Genomic DNA, 15,711 nt, shown 5'->3' with positions numbered 1-15,711 from the left:
AATCTGACCCTGCTCTGCGGTTTTCATCACCGGCTGATCCACCACGGCGACTGGCAAGTCCGCATGGCAGCCGACGGGCTACCGGAGTTCATCCCGCCCCAGTATCTGGACCCGCTCCGAAGATCCCGGCGCAACACCCTCCAACGCGCCTGAACCACCGCATGCCCGAGGAGCCCGCCAGCCACACCGGCGACGGGCCCCTCGTCATGCCCGCGGCTAGATGAGCCGGTTGTACGAACCCCGGAAGTCGAAAAAGGTCAAGCCTTCATATCGCGCGTGGGACCGGATCTCGCCCGCAGTCCACGCGTGGTCGCTGTAGTCGTCCAGCACGGCACCACCATGCTCAAGAAGGGTCAGGACCAGCCGCCGCAGCTGCTCGGTTCCGTCGACCCGACCGGACACTTCGATCTCTATCGCCCAGTCCGGACGGTGACCGATCGCGGGGATCAGGCGCTTGTCGGCTTCCTGTTCCCAGCCCGGATAGAGAATGCCGTCCTCGGTCTCCAGCCAGCAGTACAGCACGTCCTCCACCAGCCAGGGCGCGTTCTGACCTGGCGAAAGCGCATCAAGCACGGCGACGGTGCCGAGCTGGTCCAAGCGGGGGAACACGAATACCGATCGCATACCCGGAAGCCTGACACCACTTGCCACTCACGACCACCCCGACCAGCGCGAACCCCTGCCCCCGCCACCTGCCGGACACATCACCTTGACTCCCGTCGAACAGCACCGGAGAGTGAGCGGGAACCCACGCGACGGCAGAGGGAGGAACCCGGTGAGAGTCCGGGGCGGTCCCGCCACTGTCACCCTCAGAGGCAAACCGAGGGGAAGCCAGGAACTCCGGCCGTCGCGACCGCACGACCCGGGGCGCGGACACCCCGAGTGAGGACTGCCGTGATCCTGCTTCTGTCCACATCGGACACCGACCTGCTCAGCGCACGGGCCAGCGAAGTCGACTACCGGCTCGCCAACCCCGCCCGGCTCGACCTCGCCGAACTGCCCGCCCTGCTCGACGGCGTCCAGATCGTCGTCGTCCGGATCCTCGGGTCCGAGCGCAGCTGGCAGGAGGGGCTCGACACGGTCCGCGCGAGCGGCGCGCACGTGGTGGTCCTCGGCGGTGAGCAGACACCGGACGCGCAGCTCATGAAGCTGTCCACGGTCCCGGCGGGCACCGCGGCGGAGGCCCACGCGTACCTCGCGCAGGGCGGCCCCGTGAACCTCACCCAACTGCACCGCTTCCTGAGCGACACGCTCCTGCTCACCGGTGACGGTTTCGAGCCGCCCGCCGTGCAGCCGCTGTGGGGGGTCCTCCAGCGGGAGAGCACCCGCCAAGAGGGTCCGGTCATCGCGATCCTCTACTACCGCGCGCATCACCTGTCCGGTAACACCGAGTTCGTCCACTCCCTCTCCGACGCGATCGAGGACGCCGGGGGACGTGCGCTCCCGATCCACTGCGCCTCCCTGCGCACCCGCGAGCCGGAGATGATGGCCGAGCTGGGCAAGGCCGACGCGCTCCTGGTCACCGTGCTGGCCGCCGGGGGCACCCGGCCTTCCGAGGTCGGCGCCGGCGGGGACGACGAGGCGTGGGACGTCTCCGAGATGGCCGCGCTCGACATCCCGATCCTCCAGGCCCTCTGTCTCACCAGCGACCGCGAGACCTGGTCCGCCAACGACGACGGGCTCTCCCCGCTCGACGCGGGCAACCAGATGGCCGTCCCGGAGTTCGACGGCCGCCTCATCACCGTCCCGTTCTCGTTCAAGGAGATCGACGACGACGGCCTCCCCAAGTACGTGCCGGACGCCGAGCGCGCCTCGCGAGTCGCCAAGATCGCGCTCGCCCACGCCCGGTTGCGGCACACGCCGCCGCCGGAGCGCCGCATCGCGCTGATGCTGTCCGCGTACCCGACGAAGCACTCTCGCGTCGGAAACGCCGTCGGCCTCGACACGCCCGCGTCCGCGATCGAGCTGCTGCGCCGCATGCGCGACCGGGGCTACGACCTCGGCGAGGACCCGTTCCCCGGCGTCGAACCCACCGGCACCGACCAGCCGGACGGCGACGCCCTGATCCACGCGCTCATCGCCGCGGGCGGCCAGGATCCGGAGTGGCTCACCGAGGAACAGCTCTCCGGCAACCCGATCCGCGTCCCCGCCGACAAGTATCGCGAGTGGTTCGCCGAGCTGCCCGCGGAACTCCGCGAGGGCATGGAGGAGCACTGGGGCCCCGCGCCGGGCGAACTTTACGTCGACAACGGAGACATCGTCCTCGCGTCCCTGCAGTCCGGCAACGTCATCCTGATGATCCAGCCGCCGCGCGGGTTCGGCGAGAACCCCGTCGCGATCTACCACAACCCGGATCTCCCGCCGAGCCATCACTACCTCGCCGCGTACCGCTGGCTGGAGGAGGAGTTCGGCGCGCACGCCGTCGTCCACCTCGGCAAACACGGTTCGCTGGAATGGCTTCCCGGCAAGACCGCGGGTCTCTCGGACTCCTGCGCGCCGGACGCCGTCCTCGGCAACCTGCCGCTGATCTACCCGTTCCTGATCAACGACCCCGGCGAGGGCGCGCAGGCGAAACGGCGCGCGCACGCCACGATCGTCGACCACCTGATCCCGCCGATGGCCCGCGCCGAGAGCTACGGCGACATGGCTCGCCTGGAACAGCTGCTCGACGAGCACGCCAACATCGCCGCGATGGACCCGGCGAAGCTGCCCGCGGTCCGCGCGCAGATCTGGACGCTGATCCAGGCCGCGAAGCTGGACCACGACCTCGGTGTCGAGGAACGTCCGCACGACGCGGAGTTCGACGACTTCCTGCTGCACATCGACGGCTGGCTGTGCGAGGTCAAGGACGCCCAGATCCGCGACGGGCTGCACATCCTCGGCGCCGCGCCGGAAGGCGAGGCGCGCGTCAACCTCGTACTCGCGATGCTGCGCGCCCAGCAGATGTGGGGCGGCAAACAGGGCGCCGTCCCCGGTCTGCGTTCCGCGTTGGGCCTCAAGGAGAACAGCGACGCGCCACTGTCCGAAGTGGACGCCATCGAACAGAAGGCCCGCTCGCTCGTCGTGGCGATGGAAGCCCGCGACTGGTCGCCCGCCGCCGTCGCCGAGGTCGTCGCCGAAGTGCCGGAACACCAGGAGGTCGCGCGCGTGCTGACCTTCGCCGCCACCGAGATCGTGCCGCGCCTGGCGGGCACCGGCGCCGAGATCGACGCCGTGCTCCACGCGCTCGACGGCGGCTACATCCCGGCGGGCCCCAGCGGTTCTCCCCTGCGCGGCCTGATCAACGTGCTGCCGACCGGCCGCAACTTCTACACCGTCGACCCGAAGGCCATCCCGAGCCGCCTCGCGTGGGAGACCGGGCAGGCACTCGCCGACTCGCTTCTCCGCCGCTACAAGGAGGACACCGGCGACTGGCCGCGTTCGGTCGGCCTCTCGGTCTGGGGCACGTCGGCCATGCGCACCTCGGGTGACGACGCCGCGGAAGTCCTGGCGCTGCTGGGGGTCCAGCCGGTCTGGGACGAGGCGTCGCGGCGGGTCACCGGGATCGAGGCCATCTCCCTCGCCGAGCTCGGGCGTCCGCGTGTCGACGTCACCGTGCGGATCAGCGGTTTCTTCCGCGACGCCTTCCCGCATGTGATCACGCTGCTGGACGACGCCGTGCGCCTCGTCGCGAACCTGGACGAACCCGACGAGCAGAACTTCGTGCGCGCCCACACCCGCGCGGATCTGGCCGCGCACGGCGACGAACGCCGTGCCACCACGAGGATCTTCGGTTCCAAGCCCGGCGCGTACGGCGCGGGCCTGCTGCCGTTGATGGATTCCGGGAACTGGCGTGACGACAAGGATCTCGCCGAGGTCTACGCGGTCTGGGGCGGGTTCGCCTACGGCCGCGGGCTCGACGGCAGGCCGGCGCGCGAGGACATGGAGAACTCGTACAAGCGGATCGTGGTCGCGGCCAAGAACACCGACACCCGCGAGCACGACATCGCCGACTCCGACGACTACTTCCAGTACCACGGCGGGATGATCGCGACGGTCCGCGCGCTGACCGGCACCGCACCGGCGTCCTACGTCGGCGACAGCACCACCCCGGACGCGGTCCGCACCCGCACCCTCGGCGAGGAGACCGCCCGTGTCTTCCGGGCCCGTGTGGTCAATCCGCGCTGGCTGGCGGCGATGCGCAAACACGGCTACAAGGGCGCTTTCGAGCTGGCGGCGACCGTCGACTACCTCTTCGGTTTCGACGCCACCGCCGGGGTGGTCGGCGACTGGATGTACGAGAAGCTCACCGAGTCCTACGTGCTCGACGAGGTCAACCAGGAGTTCCTGCGCCAGGCCAACCCGTGGGCGTTGCGCGGCATCATCGAGCGGCTGAACGAGGCGGCCGATCGGGGGCTCTGGGCGGAGCCGGACGCCGACCTTTTGGCTCAGCTGCGCGAGGTCTACTTATCGCTGGAGGGGGACCTCGAATCCTGACGTCACCCCTTGGAGCCGCCTCATGGCACTCCCGGCGGTACCACTGTCGTATGCGCAGAACTTAGCGTGACAAGGGCGGTGGGATGACAACGATCGGGAGGACAGCGATGATCAAGCGTCTGTTGAAGGTCGTGCTTCGCCACGGTTGCTGCTCGGCGTGCACCGGTCAGGGCTGCGGCTGCTGCGACGCCTGTAAGTAGCTCAGGGGCGGACACCCGCGATATGGGTGTTCGCGCGGCGGACGTCGGCGGCGAGGGCCCCTACCTCGATCACCCGGCGTCCGGCCGCCTCCAGTGTCTCGGCGCCGACGCAGTCGACGAACACCGAAGGCTCGCGCCAGGCGAACACGACGCGCGGGATGCCGGCGTCGAGGATGAGCTGGGTGCAGCTTCGCGGATGTGACGTCCGCGAGCTACACGGCTCCAGCGACGTGTACATCGTCGCTTCCGCCAGTCTCGGGTCTCCGGGTTCGAGCTTGGCGAGAGCGGCTTCTTCGGCGTGGTTGGCCGGATCGCCGTCGCCCGAGTAGCCGGTGGAGATCACTTCGCCGTCGGCGCCGGTGATGACAGCGCCGACGCGGAAGGTCCGCGGCGGGCAGTTCTCGGCCAGTGCGATGGCTTCACGCAGTCGCAGAATGTCCACTTCGGACGGTTCCGGCGTCGCGTGGTACTCAAGCACGGCGATGTCGCCCAGCCGCGTGCTTTCGACGAGCGTGAGTCCACGCGGGAAAGCGCCCGGACCGGTGAAGCGCGGCGCGCGCGGGTCACCGACGAAGAACGGCGCGATGGCCAGGTGCAGCTCATCGACGAGCCCTTCGGTGAGGAACTGAGTGTGGATCGCGCCCCCGCCCTCGACCATCAGCCGCCGCACGCCCCGTGAGTGGAGGTCGGCCAGCATCGCGCGCAGATCCACCAGCTCGACGACGGTCGCCTTCGCGCCCGTGACGACGCCGGGCGGGGCGTAGACCAGCTTCTCCGCGTCCCCGGCTGTGAAGAACTGCGCGGCGGGATCGAGCGAGCCGCTCCGAGTGAGCGTGACCTTGACCGGCTGTTCCGGACGGCCCGCCGCGACCCGTCCGGCGACCCGCTCCGGCGAGCGGACCAGCAACCGCGGGTTGTCCGCGCGCACCGTGCTGGCGCCGACGAGGATCGCGTCCGACGCGGCGCGCAGGCCGTCCACCCGGGCCCAGTCTTCGTCGTTGGACAGCACCAGCCGGGTGTCGGTCGCGTCGTCGAGGTATCCGTCCAGCGAGACCGCGGCGGACAACAGGACGTGGGGTCGTTCGATCACGCCCGCCAGTATGCCCTCGCGAAATTCAGTCGCATCGCGGACGCGCGCGGGCTACCCTGGCCCGATGATCTTGTGAGACGAACCTGCGCCCGCATTCCACCTCCTTCGCAGGGAGTCTCATGTCTTCTTCCTTGACGTTTTCCGACGTCACCTTCACCTGGCCCGACGGCGTACCGGTGTTCGAGCGCCTTTCGCTCACCATCGGTGCCGGTCGCACCGGCCTGGTCGGCACCAACGGATCCGGGAAGTCCACGCTGCTCAGGCTGCTCGCCGGCGGCCTGCGCCCGGAGTCCGGCTCGGTCACCGCACCGGGTGAACTCGGCTACCTGCCCCAGAACCTCGTCCTCGACACCGGCCGCCGGGTCGACGACGTCCTGGGCGTCACCGCGATCCGCGCGGCGATCAGGGCTGTCGAGAGCGGCGCTGCCGCCGAAAAGCACTTCACCACCATCGGCGACAACTGGGACGTCGAGGAACGCACGCGCGCGATCCTCGACCGCCTCGGCCTGGGCGCTGTCCGCCTGGACCAGCGGGCGGGTGAGCTGTCCGGCGGCGAACTCACGCTGCTCGGGCTGGCCGCCCTGCTCCTGCGCCGTCCCGCCGCGCTGCTGCTCGACGAGCCGACGAACAACCTCGACCTGCGGGCACGCGAACTCGTGCACCGCGAAGTGGCGGGCTGGGGCGGGCTCCTCGTGGTGGTCTCGCACGATCGCGAGCTGCTTCAGCTGGTCGACCGGATCGCCGAGGTCCGCGACCGCGAGGTCACCCTGTACGGCGGGAATCTAGCGGACTACGAACACGCCGTCGAGGTCGCCCAGGAGGCCGCTCGGCGGCATCTGCGCGCGGCGGAATCCGACGTCAAGCGCCAGAAGCGGGAGCTGATCGAAGCCGGGATCAAACTCGCCCGGCGGGCCCGCTACGGCCAGAAGATGTGGGACCAGAAGCGGGAACCCAAGGTGCGGATGCGCAAACGCCAGGAGGACGCGCAGATCGCCGCGGGCAAGCACCGGAACCTGCACACCGACAGGCTGGAGGACGCTGTCGAAGCGCTCAAGGCCGCCGAGGAACTGGTGCGCGAGGACGCCGAGATCCGCGTCGAACTGCCGGAAACCACGGTCCCGCGGGGAACGGACGTGCTTCGGATCGACGCCGTGCCCCGGTTCGGCCCAGCGGTGAACCTGCACGTCATGGGCCCCGAGCGGATCGCGCTCGTCGGCCCGAACGGTTCGGGGAAGACCACCCTGCTCCGCACGATCACCGGCGAACTCCCGCCGAAGTCCGGCGAAGTAGGGCTGTTCGTGCCCGCCAGGCTGCTCCCCCAGCGGCTCGACATCCTCGACGACGCGCTGTCCATTGTGGACAACGTGCGCCTGGTCGCGCCGTCGCTCACGGACAACGAGATCCGCACGAGGCTGGCGCGGTTCCTGTTCCGGGGAACGACGGCGGACCGGGAAGTGGCGTCGCTGTCCGGCGGGGAACGGTTCCGGGCGGCGCTGGCGACGCTGCTGCTGACCGAACCCACGCCGCGACTGCTGCTGCTCGACGAGCCGACGAACAACCTCGACCTGGCGAGCGTGCGGCGGCTCACCGAGGCGTTGCTGGCCTACCGGGGCGCGCTGATCGTGGCGAGCCACGACCGGCCGTTCCTGAAGGACATCGGCATCACCAGGTGGTGGGAGATCTAGGCGTCGAAGTCCACCGTCACCGCGTCGGACACCGGCACCGACTGGCAGGTGAGCACGAAACCGGCGTCGACCTCGGCCTTCTCCAAGGCGAAGTTGCGCCGCATGTCCACCTTGCCGTCGCAGATCTTCGCCCGGCAGGTGCCGCACACCCCGCCCTTGCAGGCGAACGGCAGGTCCGGGCGGTACTTCTGCGCGCCGTCGAGCACCGAGGAGCCGCGCGGCAGCGTCATCGTCGTCGACCGGCCGTCGAGGACCAGCGTGACCTCGCTGGACGAACCCACGACGGCCGGATCGACATGGCGCACCGGCTCCGGCGGAGTGTCCACATAGAACAGTTCCTGGTGGATCTTCTCGTCGGCGACGTCCAGGGAAAGAAGGAGTTCCTGCGCGCCGGTCACCATCTCGAACGGCCCGCACAGCCACCAGTGCGCGACGTCCTCGACCGGGATCAGCACGGTGCACAGGCGCCGCAGCTTCTCCACGTCGAGCCGTCCGGTGAACAGTTCGGCCTCGCGCGGCTCGCGGGAGAGCACGTGGACGAGTTCGAGCCGCGCGGGGTGACGGTCCTTCAGGTCCGCGAGGTCGTCGGCGAACATGACGGTGTCCGTGCGACGGTTGCCGTACAGCACGGTCACCGTCGCGTCGGAGTCGCTGAGCAGCGAGGACGCGATCGACAGCACCGGCGTGATCCCGGACCCGGCCGCGATCAGCACGTGGTGCCCGGCGGCTTCCAGATCGGGGCTGAAGTTGCCGGTGGGCGGCGCGACTTCGATCTCGTCGCCGGGCTTCACGTCGCGCACGAGCCAGGACGAGAACAGCCCGCCCGGCACCTCCCGGACGCCGACCCGCGGCGCCGCACCGGCGGGCGCGCAGATCGAGTACGAGCGTCGTTCGTCGCGGCCCTCGACCTCGCGGCGCAGGGTCAGCGACTGACCTGCCTTGAAGCGGAAGGTGTCGGCGAGGTCTTCGGGCACGTCGAAAGTCACCGCGACGGCGTCGTCGCACAGACGCTGGACGTCGGCCACCTTCAGGGTGTGGAAACCCGTGCGGCGCAGGGTTGCGGTCACGCTAGATCTCCTTGACGTGTTCGAACGGTTCGAGACAGAACCGGCAGCGACGCAGGGCTTTGCACGCCGTCGCGCTGAACCGCGACTGCTCCTCGGTATCCGCCGAACCACAATGCGGGCAGCGGACCGAAGACACCGCCGGGCTCAGCGTGAGCGGGATCGGGCCGGTCCGCCGCGGCGCGGCCCCCGGCGGCGCGATCCCGGCCTCGGCCAGTTTCCGTTTGCCGTCTTCGGTGATCCAGTCGGTGGACCACGCCGGCTGAAGCACGGTGCGGACCTCGACGTCGCCGTAGCCCGCGCCGGTGAGCGCGTGCACGAGGTCGTCGCGCATGGTGTCCATCGCCGGGCAGCCGGTGTAGGTCGGCGTGATCGCCACGACCACGCGACCGTCGGATTCGGACACCTCACGCAGCACGCCGAGGTCGGCGAGGGTGAGCATCGGCAGCTCCGGGTCCGTGACCGTGGCCGCCACGGCGTACGCGGTCACCATGTCGCGTCCGGGTGTTCCCTGGCGACACTCTGCAGTTCCGCCAGCAGGAAGCCCATCCGCTCGGTGTGCACGCCGTCGCGGCCCATCCGGCCGGAAACCCCGGCGATGGCGCCGATTTCGGGACGCGTCAGCTTCGCGACGGCCAGCACCTGGTCGAGGATCGCGTCGAACTCCGGCCGCAGGGACGGCGACTCGACGAACTCGACCTCGTGCGCCGCGAAAAGTTCGCCCACGTACGGCCAGACCGCGTCCAGGCCTTCCTGCATACGCTCGTGGGACAGTTCGGTGCCGTCGCCGAGGCGCACGGCCCATTGGGCGGCGTAGTCGCGGTGGTAGGCGACTTCTTTGACACCCTTGTCCGCGATGGCCGCCAGCACCGGGTCGACGCTGGTCCGCAAGCGCTGCAAGAGCTCCAGCCGCCAGATCGAGAACACCAGCAGCCGCGCGATCAGGTGCCCGAAGTGCCCGCCTTCGAGCTCGGCGAGCCGGACGTTGCGGTACTCCTGCTCGCTCCGGAAGAAGGCGTACGAGTCCTCGGTGCGCCCGCTGCCGTCGGCCTTGCCCGCGCGGGCCAGCAGCAGCCGGGCCTGGCCGAGCAGGTCGAGCGCGATGTTGGCGATCGCGACCTCGTCCTCGAGCTCGGGCGCGTTCGTGCACCACTCCTGCAGCCGGTGCGAAAAGATCAGCGCGTCGTCGCCGAGCATCAGGCAGTAGGCCGCCAGCCGCGCACCGTCCACACCGGACGGAACCGTCGTGTCCACACCGGACAGCGGATCCTCGAATCCGGTGCCGAAGGCCCAGCGGGAGTCGTTTTCCTCGGTGATCGCCTCGTAGGCGTTGTCGAAGCTCATGTCAGATGTGGGGAACGTTGTCGGGGATGTCGTAGAACGTCGGGTGCCGGTACACCTTGTCGCCGCTGGGCGCGAAGAACGGGTCCTTCTCGTCCGGCGAGGAAGCGGTGATGTCCGACGCGCGCACGACCCAGATCGACACGCCTTCGTTGCGGCGGGTGTAGAGATCCCGCGCGTGGTGCAACGCCATGTCGTCGTCCGCCGCGTGCAGCGAACCCACGTGCACGTGGTTCAGGCCGCGCTTGCCCCGGACGAACACCTCGTACAACGGCCAGTCGTGTTTCATGCCGAGGAACCCTTCTTCGCGGCGTGGGCGGACGCGGCTTCCCGCACCCACGCGCCGTCTTCCTGGGCCCGCCGCCGGTGCGCGACGCGCTGGGCGTTGCAGGGGCCGTTGCCCTTCAACACGTTCTTGAACTCGTCCCAGTCGACGGCGCCGAAGTCGTAGTGCCCGCGTTCGGCGTTCCACTTCAGGTCCGGGTCCGGGAAGGTGACGCCCAGCGCCTCGGCCTGCGGAATGGACATGTCGACAAAGCGTTGGCGCAGCTCGTCATTGGTGTGGCGCTTGACCTTCCACGCCATCGACTGCGCGGTGTTCGGCGAATCGGCGTCCGGCGGGCCGAACATCATCAGCGACGGCCACCACCAGCGGTTCACCGCCTCCTGCACCATTTCGCGCTGCTTTTCGGTGCCGCGCATCATCGTCATCAGCAGTTCGAAGCCCTGCCGCTGGTGGAAGGACTCCTCCTTGCAGATGCGGATCATGGCGCGGGCGTACGGCCCGTACGAGCTGCGGCACAGCGGGACCTGGTTGCAGATCGCCGCGCCGTCGACCAGCCAGCCGACCACGCCGACGTCGGCGAAGGTCAGTGTCGGGTAGTTGAAGATCGACGAGTACTTCTGCTTGCCGTTGATCAGCTTGTCGGTCAGGTCCGCGCGGTCGGCGCCGAGGGTGGCGGCCGCCGAGTACAGGTACAGCCCGTGCCCGGCCTCGTCCTGCACCTTCGCGAGCAGGATCGCCTTGCGCCGCAAGGAAGGCGCGCGGGTGATCCAGTTGCCCTCGGGCTGCATGCCGATGATCTCCGAATGCGCGTGCTGCGCGATCTGGCGGATCATCGTCTTGCGATAGCCCTCGGGCACCCAGTCGCGCGGCTCGATGCGCTGGTCGCGCTCGATGGTCGCCTCGAAGTGCTGTTCGAGGTCTTCTTCCGGCAGTGTCGCGGTCATGACTGCTCCTTCGCCACCAGGGTCAGCACGTCGTACTTGGCGACCGAGTCGCCGTCGGCGTTGGTGACGTCGGCGTCCCAGCGGACTTCGCCGTACTCCTGGTCGATGCGCGGGGTGATCTGCTTGGCGGTCAAGGTGACCGTGAGGCTGTCACCGACCTTGACCGGGGTGAGGAACCGCAGATTCTCCAGGCCGTAGTTGGCCAGCACCGGGCCGGGTTCCGGCGAGACGAACAGGCCCGCGGCGAACGAGACCACGAGGTAGCCGTGCGCCACGATCCCGCCGAACAGCGGGTTCGCCGCCGCGGCTTCGGGATCGGTGTGAGCGTAGAAGGTGTCGCCGGTGAACTCGGCGAAGTGGTCGACGTCGGACTGCAGGACCTCACGCGGCCCGGCGACGACGGAGTCGCCGATCTTCAGCTCCGCCAACGACTTCCGGAACGGGTGGACGTCACCTTCGGTGCGCGGGGCGCCGGTGACCCAGCGGCCGGTGACCGTGCTCAGGACGGCGGGCGAGCCCTGGACGGCCGTGCGCTGCATGTGGTGCAGCACGCCGCGGACGCCGCCCATCTCCTCGCCGCCACCGGCGCGGCCGGGACCACCGTGCACCAGTTGCGGCATCGGCGAGCCGTGGCCCGTCGACTCCTTGGCGTCTTCGGCGTCCAGCACCAGCAGACGGCCGTGGTACGGCGCGACCCCGAGGACGACCTCACGCACGAACCCCTGGTCGGCGGAAACGATCGAACCGACGAGGCTGCCACCGCCGCGTGCGGCGAGCTCGATGACCTGCTCGGTCGAGGTGTAGGGCAGCAGCGTCGAGACCGGGCCGAACGCCTCGATCTCGTGCGGCTCGGAACGCTCCGGGTCTGCCTTCAGCAGCACCGGCGAGAGGAACGCGCCACGTTCGGCGTCCGCGCCGACGACCTCGACCTGCTCCGGGTCGCCGAAGACGACCGTTCCGACGTCCAGCAGCGCCTTGAGCGACCGCCGGACCTCCTCACGCTGCTCCAGGCTGGCCAGGGCACCCATCCGCACACCCTCGGCGGTCGGGTTGCCGACGGTGGTCTTCGCCAACCGCGCGCTCGCGGCCTCGGCGACGGCGTCCAGCAGGTCGGCGGGCACGAAGGCGCGGCGGATGGCGGTGCACTTCTGGCCGGCCTTGACCGTCATCTCGGTGGTCAGCTGCTTGACGAAGAGGTCGAACTCGGTGGTGCCGGGTTGGGCGTCCGGGCCGAGGATCGAGCAGTTCAGCGAGTCGGCCTCGGCGTTGAACCGGACGGAGTTGCGCACGATCGCGGGGTGCGCGCGCAGCTTCTGCGCCGTCGAGGCGGAGCCGGTGAACGAGACGAGGTCCTGCGCGGTGACGTGGTCGAGCAGGTCGCCGACGCTGCCCGCGACGAACTGCAGCGTGCCCTCGGGCAGGATGCCGGATTCGATGATGATCTCGACCAGCCGCGCGGTCAGGTACGAGGTCTGGCTGGCAGGTTTGATCAGGCTCGGCACCCCGGCGAGGAACGCGGGCGCGAACTTCTCCAGCGGGCCCCAGACGGGGAAGTTGAAGGCGTTGATCTGGACGGCGACGCCGCGCAGCGGGACGGCGATGTGCTGGGCGACGAAGGTGCCGCCCTTGCTCAGCGGCTCGACGTTGCCGTCGACGTAGACGGTGTCGTTCGGCAGTTCGCGCTTGCCCTTGCTGGAGTAGGCGAACAGGACGCCGATGCCGCCATCGATGTCGACCATCGAGTCGCCCTTGGTGGCTCCCGTCCTGGCCGAGAGCGCGTACAGCTCTTCGCGGTGTTCGCGCAGGTGGGAGGCCAGGGCCTTCAGCAGCGCGGCGCGCTGGTGGAAGGTCAGCTCACGCAGGGCGGGGCCGCCGGTGCGACGGCCGTACTCCAGCGCGGCGGCGAAGTCGATGCCCTCGGAAGAGACCCGGGCGACCTCCTCGCCCGTCGAGGCGTCGTGCAGCGGTACTCCGACAGCATCACCGTCTTCCGCCGTGTGCCACCCGCCGGAGACGTAGCTGCGCAGCAATGCCATGAGGGCCGACCCTTCAGTGGTGACTGGATACATTCAGTGATTAACAGACCGTCCGTTCAGTAATTGACTGTAGCTCCTGACCCGGCACTTGCAAACCCCCTGATGGCGGTGGACCCTTGACATCTGCCCGAAAACACGCCTTTACTGGCGGCACCCTTTAACAACCGTCCATTCGGTCAGTAACTAGGTGGTTTGGGTTGACTAACGCCGCGCACACGATGTTCGCCGACGACCAGGCGTCCAACGCGCTGGGCATCGAGCTGATCGAGGCCGCCGAAGGGCACGCCGTCGCCAGCATGCGGATCACCGAGACGATGGTCAACGGGCACGACATCGCCCACGGCGGCTACGTCTTCCTGCTGGCCGACACGACTTTCGCCTGCGCCTGCAACTCTGTTCATACGCCCTCGGCGGAAGAAAGTACCTCGGGGCGGCACGGCCCGGTCACCGTCGCATCCGGCGCGGAAATCTCGTTCGTCGCCGCCGGAAAGCTCGGCGATCACCTCATCGCCACCGCCACCGAGCGGACCCGCTACGGCCGCAACGGCATCTACGACGTCACCGTGCACCGGGAGACCCCCGACGGCCCGGAGGTCGTCGCCGAATTCCGCGGCCGCAGCCGCACCATCCAGAAGGCATGACGATGACTTTCAGCGACGACGCCGAGAACCTGACCATCGACGAACTCCAGGCGCTGCAACTGAAACGCCTCCGGTGGACGCTGCGGCACGCCTACGACAACGTGCCGTTCTACACCCGGAAGTTCGACGAGGCGGGCGTCCACCCGGACGACTGCAAGGCGCTGGAAGACCTGGCGAAGTTCCCCTTCACCACCAAACAGGATCTGCGGGACAACTACCCGTTCGGCATGTTCGCCGTGCCGGAATCGCAGGTCAGCCGCATCCACGCGTCCAGCGGGACCACCGGGAAGCCGACCGTCGTCGGGTACACCGCCGAAGACATCGACACCTGGGCGACGGTGATGGCGCGCTCGATCCGCGCGGCGGGCGGGCGACCGGGCGAAAAGGTCCACGTGGCCTACGGGTACGGACTGTTCACCGGCGGCCTCGGCGCGCACTACGGCGCCGAGAAGCTGGGCTGCACGGTGATCCCGGCGTCCGGCGGCATGACCGCACGCCAGGCGCAGATCATCACCGACTTCAAACCCGAGATCATCATGGTCACGCCGTCGTACATGCTGACGCTGCTCGACGAGTTCGAGCGGCAGGGCGTCGACCCGCAGTCGAGTTCGCTCAAGGTCGGCATCTTCGGCGCGGAGCCGTGGACCGAGCAGATGCGCACGGAGATCGAGGAGCGCGTCGGCATCGACGCCGTCGACATCTACGGCCTGTCCGAGGTGATGGGCCCCGGTGTCGCGCAGGAATGCGTCGAGACCAAGGACGGGCTGCACATCTGGGAGGACCACTTCTTCCCCGAGGTGATCGACCCGTTCACCGAAAAGCCCACCGACGCCGAGGGCGAGCTGCTGTTCACCTCGCTCACCAAGCAGGCGCTGCCGATCATCCGGTACCGCACGCGCGACCTCACCCGGCTGCTGCCGGGCACCGCGCGGCCGGCGTACCGGCGGATGGAGAAGGTGACCGGGCGCAGCGATGACATGATCATCCTGCGTGGCGTCAACGTCTTCCCCACGCAGATCGAGGAAGTCGTGCTGGTGACCCCCGCGCTCGCGCCGCATTTCCAGCTGATCCGGTCCACGAAGGGCCGGATGGACCACCTGACCGTCCGCGTCGAGGCGCGTCCGGACGCGAGCGACGGCCAGCGCGCCGAGGCCGCCGCCCGGCTGATCGCCGGGGTCAAGGACGGGGTCGGGGTGAGCGTCGGCGTCGAGGTCGTCGACCCGGACACGCTGGAACGGTCGCTGGGCAAGATGCGCCGCGTACTCGACGAACGGGACCGCGGTTGACCGCCCCCGCCCGCCGGGGGCGCCCCGGCTACGACCTCGAGTCGCTGCTGCAGGTCGCGGTCAAACTGTTCAACGAACGCGGCTACGACGGCACCAGCATGGAGGACCTCTCCCGGAAACTCGGGATCACGAAGTCCGCGATCTACCACCACGTGCCGAGCAAGGAGGAGCTGCTGCGGCTCGCCGTCGACCGCGCGCTGAACGGCCTGTTCGCCGTCGCCGCCGAGACGGAATCCTTCGAGGGCAGGGCGATCGAGAAGTTGGAACATCTGGTGCGGGGCAGTGTCCTCGTGCTGGTCGAGCAGCTGCCGTTCGTGACGCTGCTGCTGCGGGTGCGCGGCAACACCAAGATCGAGCGGGCGGCGCTGGCGCGGCGGCGCGAATTCGACCGGCTGGTCACGGACCTGGTGAAACGGGCCGAAACCGAGGGCGACGTGCGGCCCGACATCGATCCCGCGGTCACCGCGCGGCTGCTGTACGGCATGGTGAACTCGCTGATCGAGTGGTACCGGCCGCGCCGGGGCTCGGCGGGCACGGAACTGGCGGACGCGGTGTGCAAGATCGCCTTCGAGGGCCTGCGAACGCAGTAACACTCGGGACCCCAGCCGAATCACGCGTGCTTGGAGGGAGATCTCGCGTGATTGGAGGGGTAACTCACGTGT

The 15,711-nt window shown here is 69.2% G+C and carries 13 protein-coding genes, 1 pseudogene and 1 riboswitch; of the genes and pseudogenes, 6 read left to right on the top strand and 8 right to left on the bottom strand.

What is annotated here, in order from left to right; translation table 11 throughout:
- Positions 1-153, top strand: a pseudogene (locus tag ACFOSH_RS15930) (HNH endonuclease); the annotation flags it as partial.
- Between the two features lie 63 nt (positions 154-216).
- Here ACFOSH_RS15930 and ACFOSH_RS15925 read toward each other — a convergent pair.
- Positions 217-624 carry a hypothetical protein gene (locus ACFOSH_RS15925; RefSeq protein WP_378239655.1) on the bottom strand — a complete coding sequence of 136 codons (408 nt, stop codon included), beginning with the start codon at positions 622-624 and terminating at the stop codon, positions 217-219.
- A gap of 141 nt (positions 625-765) precedes the next feature.
- A riboswitch (cobalamin riboswitch) is annotated at positions 766-841 on the top strand.
- 53 nt (positions 842-894) lie between these two features.
- On the opposite strand from ACFOSH_RS15925, the gene cobN reads away from it, so the two are divergent.
- A complete protein-coding gene (cobN, locus tag ACFOSH_RS15920; protein WP_378239654.1) occupies positions 895-4,476 on the top strand; it encodes a cobaltochelatase subunit CobN in 3,582 nt (1,193 codons plus the stop codon).
- A gap of 201 nt (positions 4,477-4,677) precedes the next feature.
- On the opposite strand, the gene ACFOSH_RS15915 is transcribed toward cobN, so the two are convergent.
- Positions 4,678-5,766, bottom strand: coding sequence for a dihydrofolate reductase family protein (locus ACFOSH_RS15915; protein WP_378239653.1), 1,089 nt, complete (start codon positions 5,764-5,766; stop codon positions 4,678-4,680).
- 119 nt (positions 5,767-5,885) lie between these two features.
- On the opposite strand from ACFOSH_RS15915, the gene ACFOSH_RS15910 reads away from it, so the two are divergent.
- Positions 5,886-7,451, top strand: a complete 1,566-nt coding sequence (locus tag ACFOSH_RS15910; RefSeq protein ID WP_378239652.1) for an ATP-binding cassette domain-containing protein — start codon at positions 5,886-5,888, stop codon at positions 7,449-7,451.
- Here the strand turns inward: ACFOSH_RS15910 and paaE are convergent.
- Genes paaE through paaZ form a run of 6 tightly spaced genes read right to left on the bottom strand, consistent with a single transcriptional unit; the run spans position 7,448 to position 13,122 of the window.
- Positions 7,448-8,518, bottom strand: coding sequence for a 1,2-phenylacetyl-CoA epoxidase subunit PaaE (paaE, locus tag ACFOSH_RS15905; RefSeq protein WP_378239650.1), 1,071 nt, complete (start codon positions 8,516-8,518; stop codon positions 7,448-7,450). The genes ACFOSH_RS15910 and paaE overlap by 4 nt on opposite strands.
- A gap of 1 nt (position 8,519) precedes the next feature.
- The gene (gene paaD / locus ACFOSH_RS15900) at positions 8,520-9,008 is read right to left on the bottom strand and encodes a 1,2-phenylacetyl-CoA epoxidase subunit PaaD (RefSeq protein WP_378239649.1); all 489 of its coding nucleotides are present in this window, start codon (positions 9,006-9,008) and stop codon (positions 8,520-8,522) included.
- The gene (gene paaC, locus ACFOSH_RS15895; protein ID WP_378239648.1) at positions 9,002-9,859 is read right to left on the bottom strand and encodes a 1,2-phenylacetyl-CoA epoxidase subunit PaaC; all 858 of its coding nucleotides are present in this window, start codon (positions 9,857-9,859) and stop codon (positions 9,002-9,004) included. The genes paaD and paaC overlap by 7 nt, the downstream gene beginning before the upstream one ends.
- Before the next feature lies 1 nt (position 9,860).
- Entirely contained in the window at positions 9,861-10,145 is a 285-nt protein-coding gene (gene paaB / locus ACFOSH_RS15890) for a 1,2-phenylacetyl-CoA epoxidase subunit PaaB (protein ID WP_005168080.1), read from the bottom strand.
- Positions 10,142-11,086, bottom strand: a complete 945-nt coding sequence (gene paaA, locus ACFOSH_RS15885; protein WP_378239647.1) for a 1,2-phenylacetyl-CoA epoxidase subunit PaaA — start codon at positions 11,084-11,086, stop codon at positions 10,142-10,144. Before paaA ends, paaB begins: the two co-directional genes overlap by 4 nt.
- The gene (gene paaZ / locus ACFOSH_RS15880; RefSeq protein ID WP_378239646.1) at positions 11,083-13,122 is read right to left on the bottom strand and encodes a phenylacetic acid degradation bifunctional protein PaaZ; all 2,040 of its coding nucleotides are present in this window, start codon (positions 13,120-13,122) and stop codon (positions 11,083-11,085) included. Before paaZ ends, paaA begins: the two co-directional genes overlap by 4 nt.
- Positions 13,123-13,340: 218 nt before the next feature.
- On the opposite strand from paaZ, the gene ACFOSH_RS15875 reads away from it, so the two are divergent.
- Genes ACFOSH_RS15875 through ACFOSH_RS15865 form a run of 3 tightly spaced genes read left to right on the top strand, consistent with a single transcriptional unit; the run spans position 13,341 to position 15,639 of the window.
- Positions 13,341-13,763: a hotdog fold thioesterase gene (locus ACFOSH_RS15875; protein ID WP_378239666.1), complete on the top strand. Its 423-nt coding sequence runs from the start codon at positions 13,341-13,343 to the stop codon at positions 13,761-13,763.
- On the top strand, positions 13,760-15,049 hold the full coding sequence (gene paaK, locus ACFOSH_RS15870) for a phenylacetate--CoA ligase PaaK (protein WP_378239645.1): 1,290 nt from the start codon (positions 13,760-13,762) through the stop codon (positions 15,047-15,049). The genes ACFOSH_RS15875 and paaK overlap by 4 nt, the downstream gene beginning before the upstream one ends.
- Positions 15,046-15,639 (top strand): TetR/AcrR family transcriptional regulator, encoded by a 594-nt coding sequence (locus tag ACFOSH_RS15865; RefSeq protein WP_378239644.1) that lies wholly within the window; start codon positions 15,046-15,048, stop codon positions 15,637-15,639. The genes paaK and ACFOSH_RS15865 overlap by 4 nt, the downstream gene beginning before the upstream one ends.
- Positions 15,640-15,711: the final 72 nt, after the last annotated feature.

Source organism: Amycolatopsis speibonae, from assembly GCF_042647925.1.
GTDB lineage: Bacteria > Actinomycetota > Actinomycetes > Mycobacteriales > Pseudonocardiaceae > Amycolatopsis > Amycolatopsis speibonae.
The sequence above is the reverse complement of the archived record's forward strand: the minus strand, read 5'-3'. Positions and strand labels throughout refer to the sequence as shown.

Bases quoted from the DNA above. Each gene is read 5' to 3' on its own strand.
- ACFOSH_RS15910 (WP_378239652.1), top strand. From the start codon at position 5,886: ATGTCTTCTTCCTTGACGTTTTCCGACGTCACCTTCACCTGGCCCGAC.
- paaA (WP_378239647.1), bottom strand. From the start codon at position 11,086: ATGACCGCGACACTGCCGGAAGAAGACCTCGAACAGCACTTCGAGGCG.
- ACFOSH_RS15875 (WP_378239666.1), top strand. From the start codon at position 13,341: ATGTTCGCCGACGACCAGGCGTCCAACGCGCTGGGCATCGAGCTGATC.
- paaC (WP_378239648.1), bottom strand. From the start codon at position 9,859: ATGAGCTTCGACAACGCCTACGAGGCGATCACCGAGGAAAACGACTCC.
- paaZ (WP_378239646.1), bottom strand. From the start codon at position 13,122: ATGGCATTGCTGCGCAGCTACGTCTCCGGCGGGTGGCACACGGCGGAA.
- paaB (WP_005168080.1), bottom strand. From the start codon at position 10,145: ATGAAACACGACTGGCCGTTGTACGAGGTGTTCGTCCGGGGCAAGCGC.
- ACFOSH_RS15925 (WP_378239655.1), bottom strand. From the start codon at position 624: ATGCGATCGGTATTCGTGTTCCCCCGCTTGGACCAGCTCGGCACCGTC.
- paaD (WP_378239649.1), bottom strand. From the start codon at position 9,008: ATGGTGACCGCGTACGCCGTGGCGGCCACGGTCACGGACCCGGAGCTG.
- paaK (WP_378239645.1), top strand. From the start codon at position 13,760: ATGACGATGACTTTCAGCGACGACGCCGAGAACCTGACCATCGACGAA.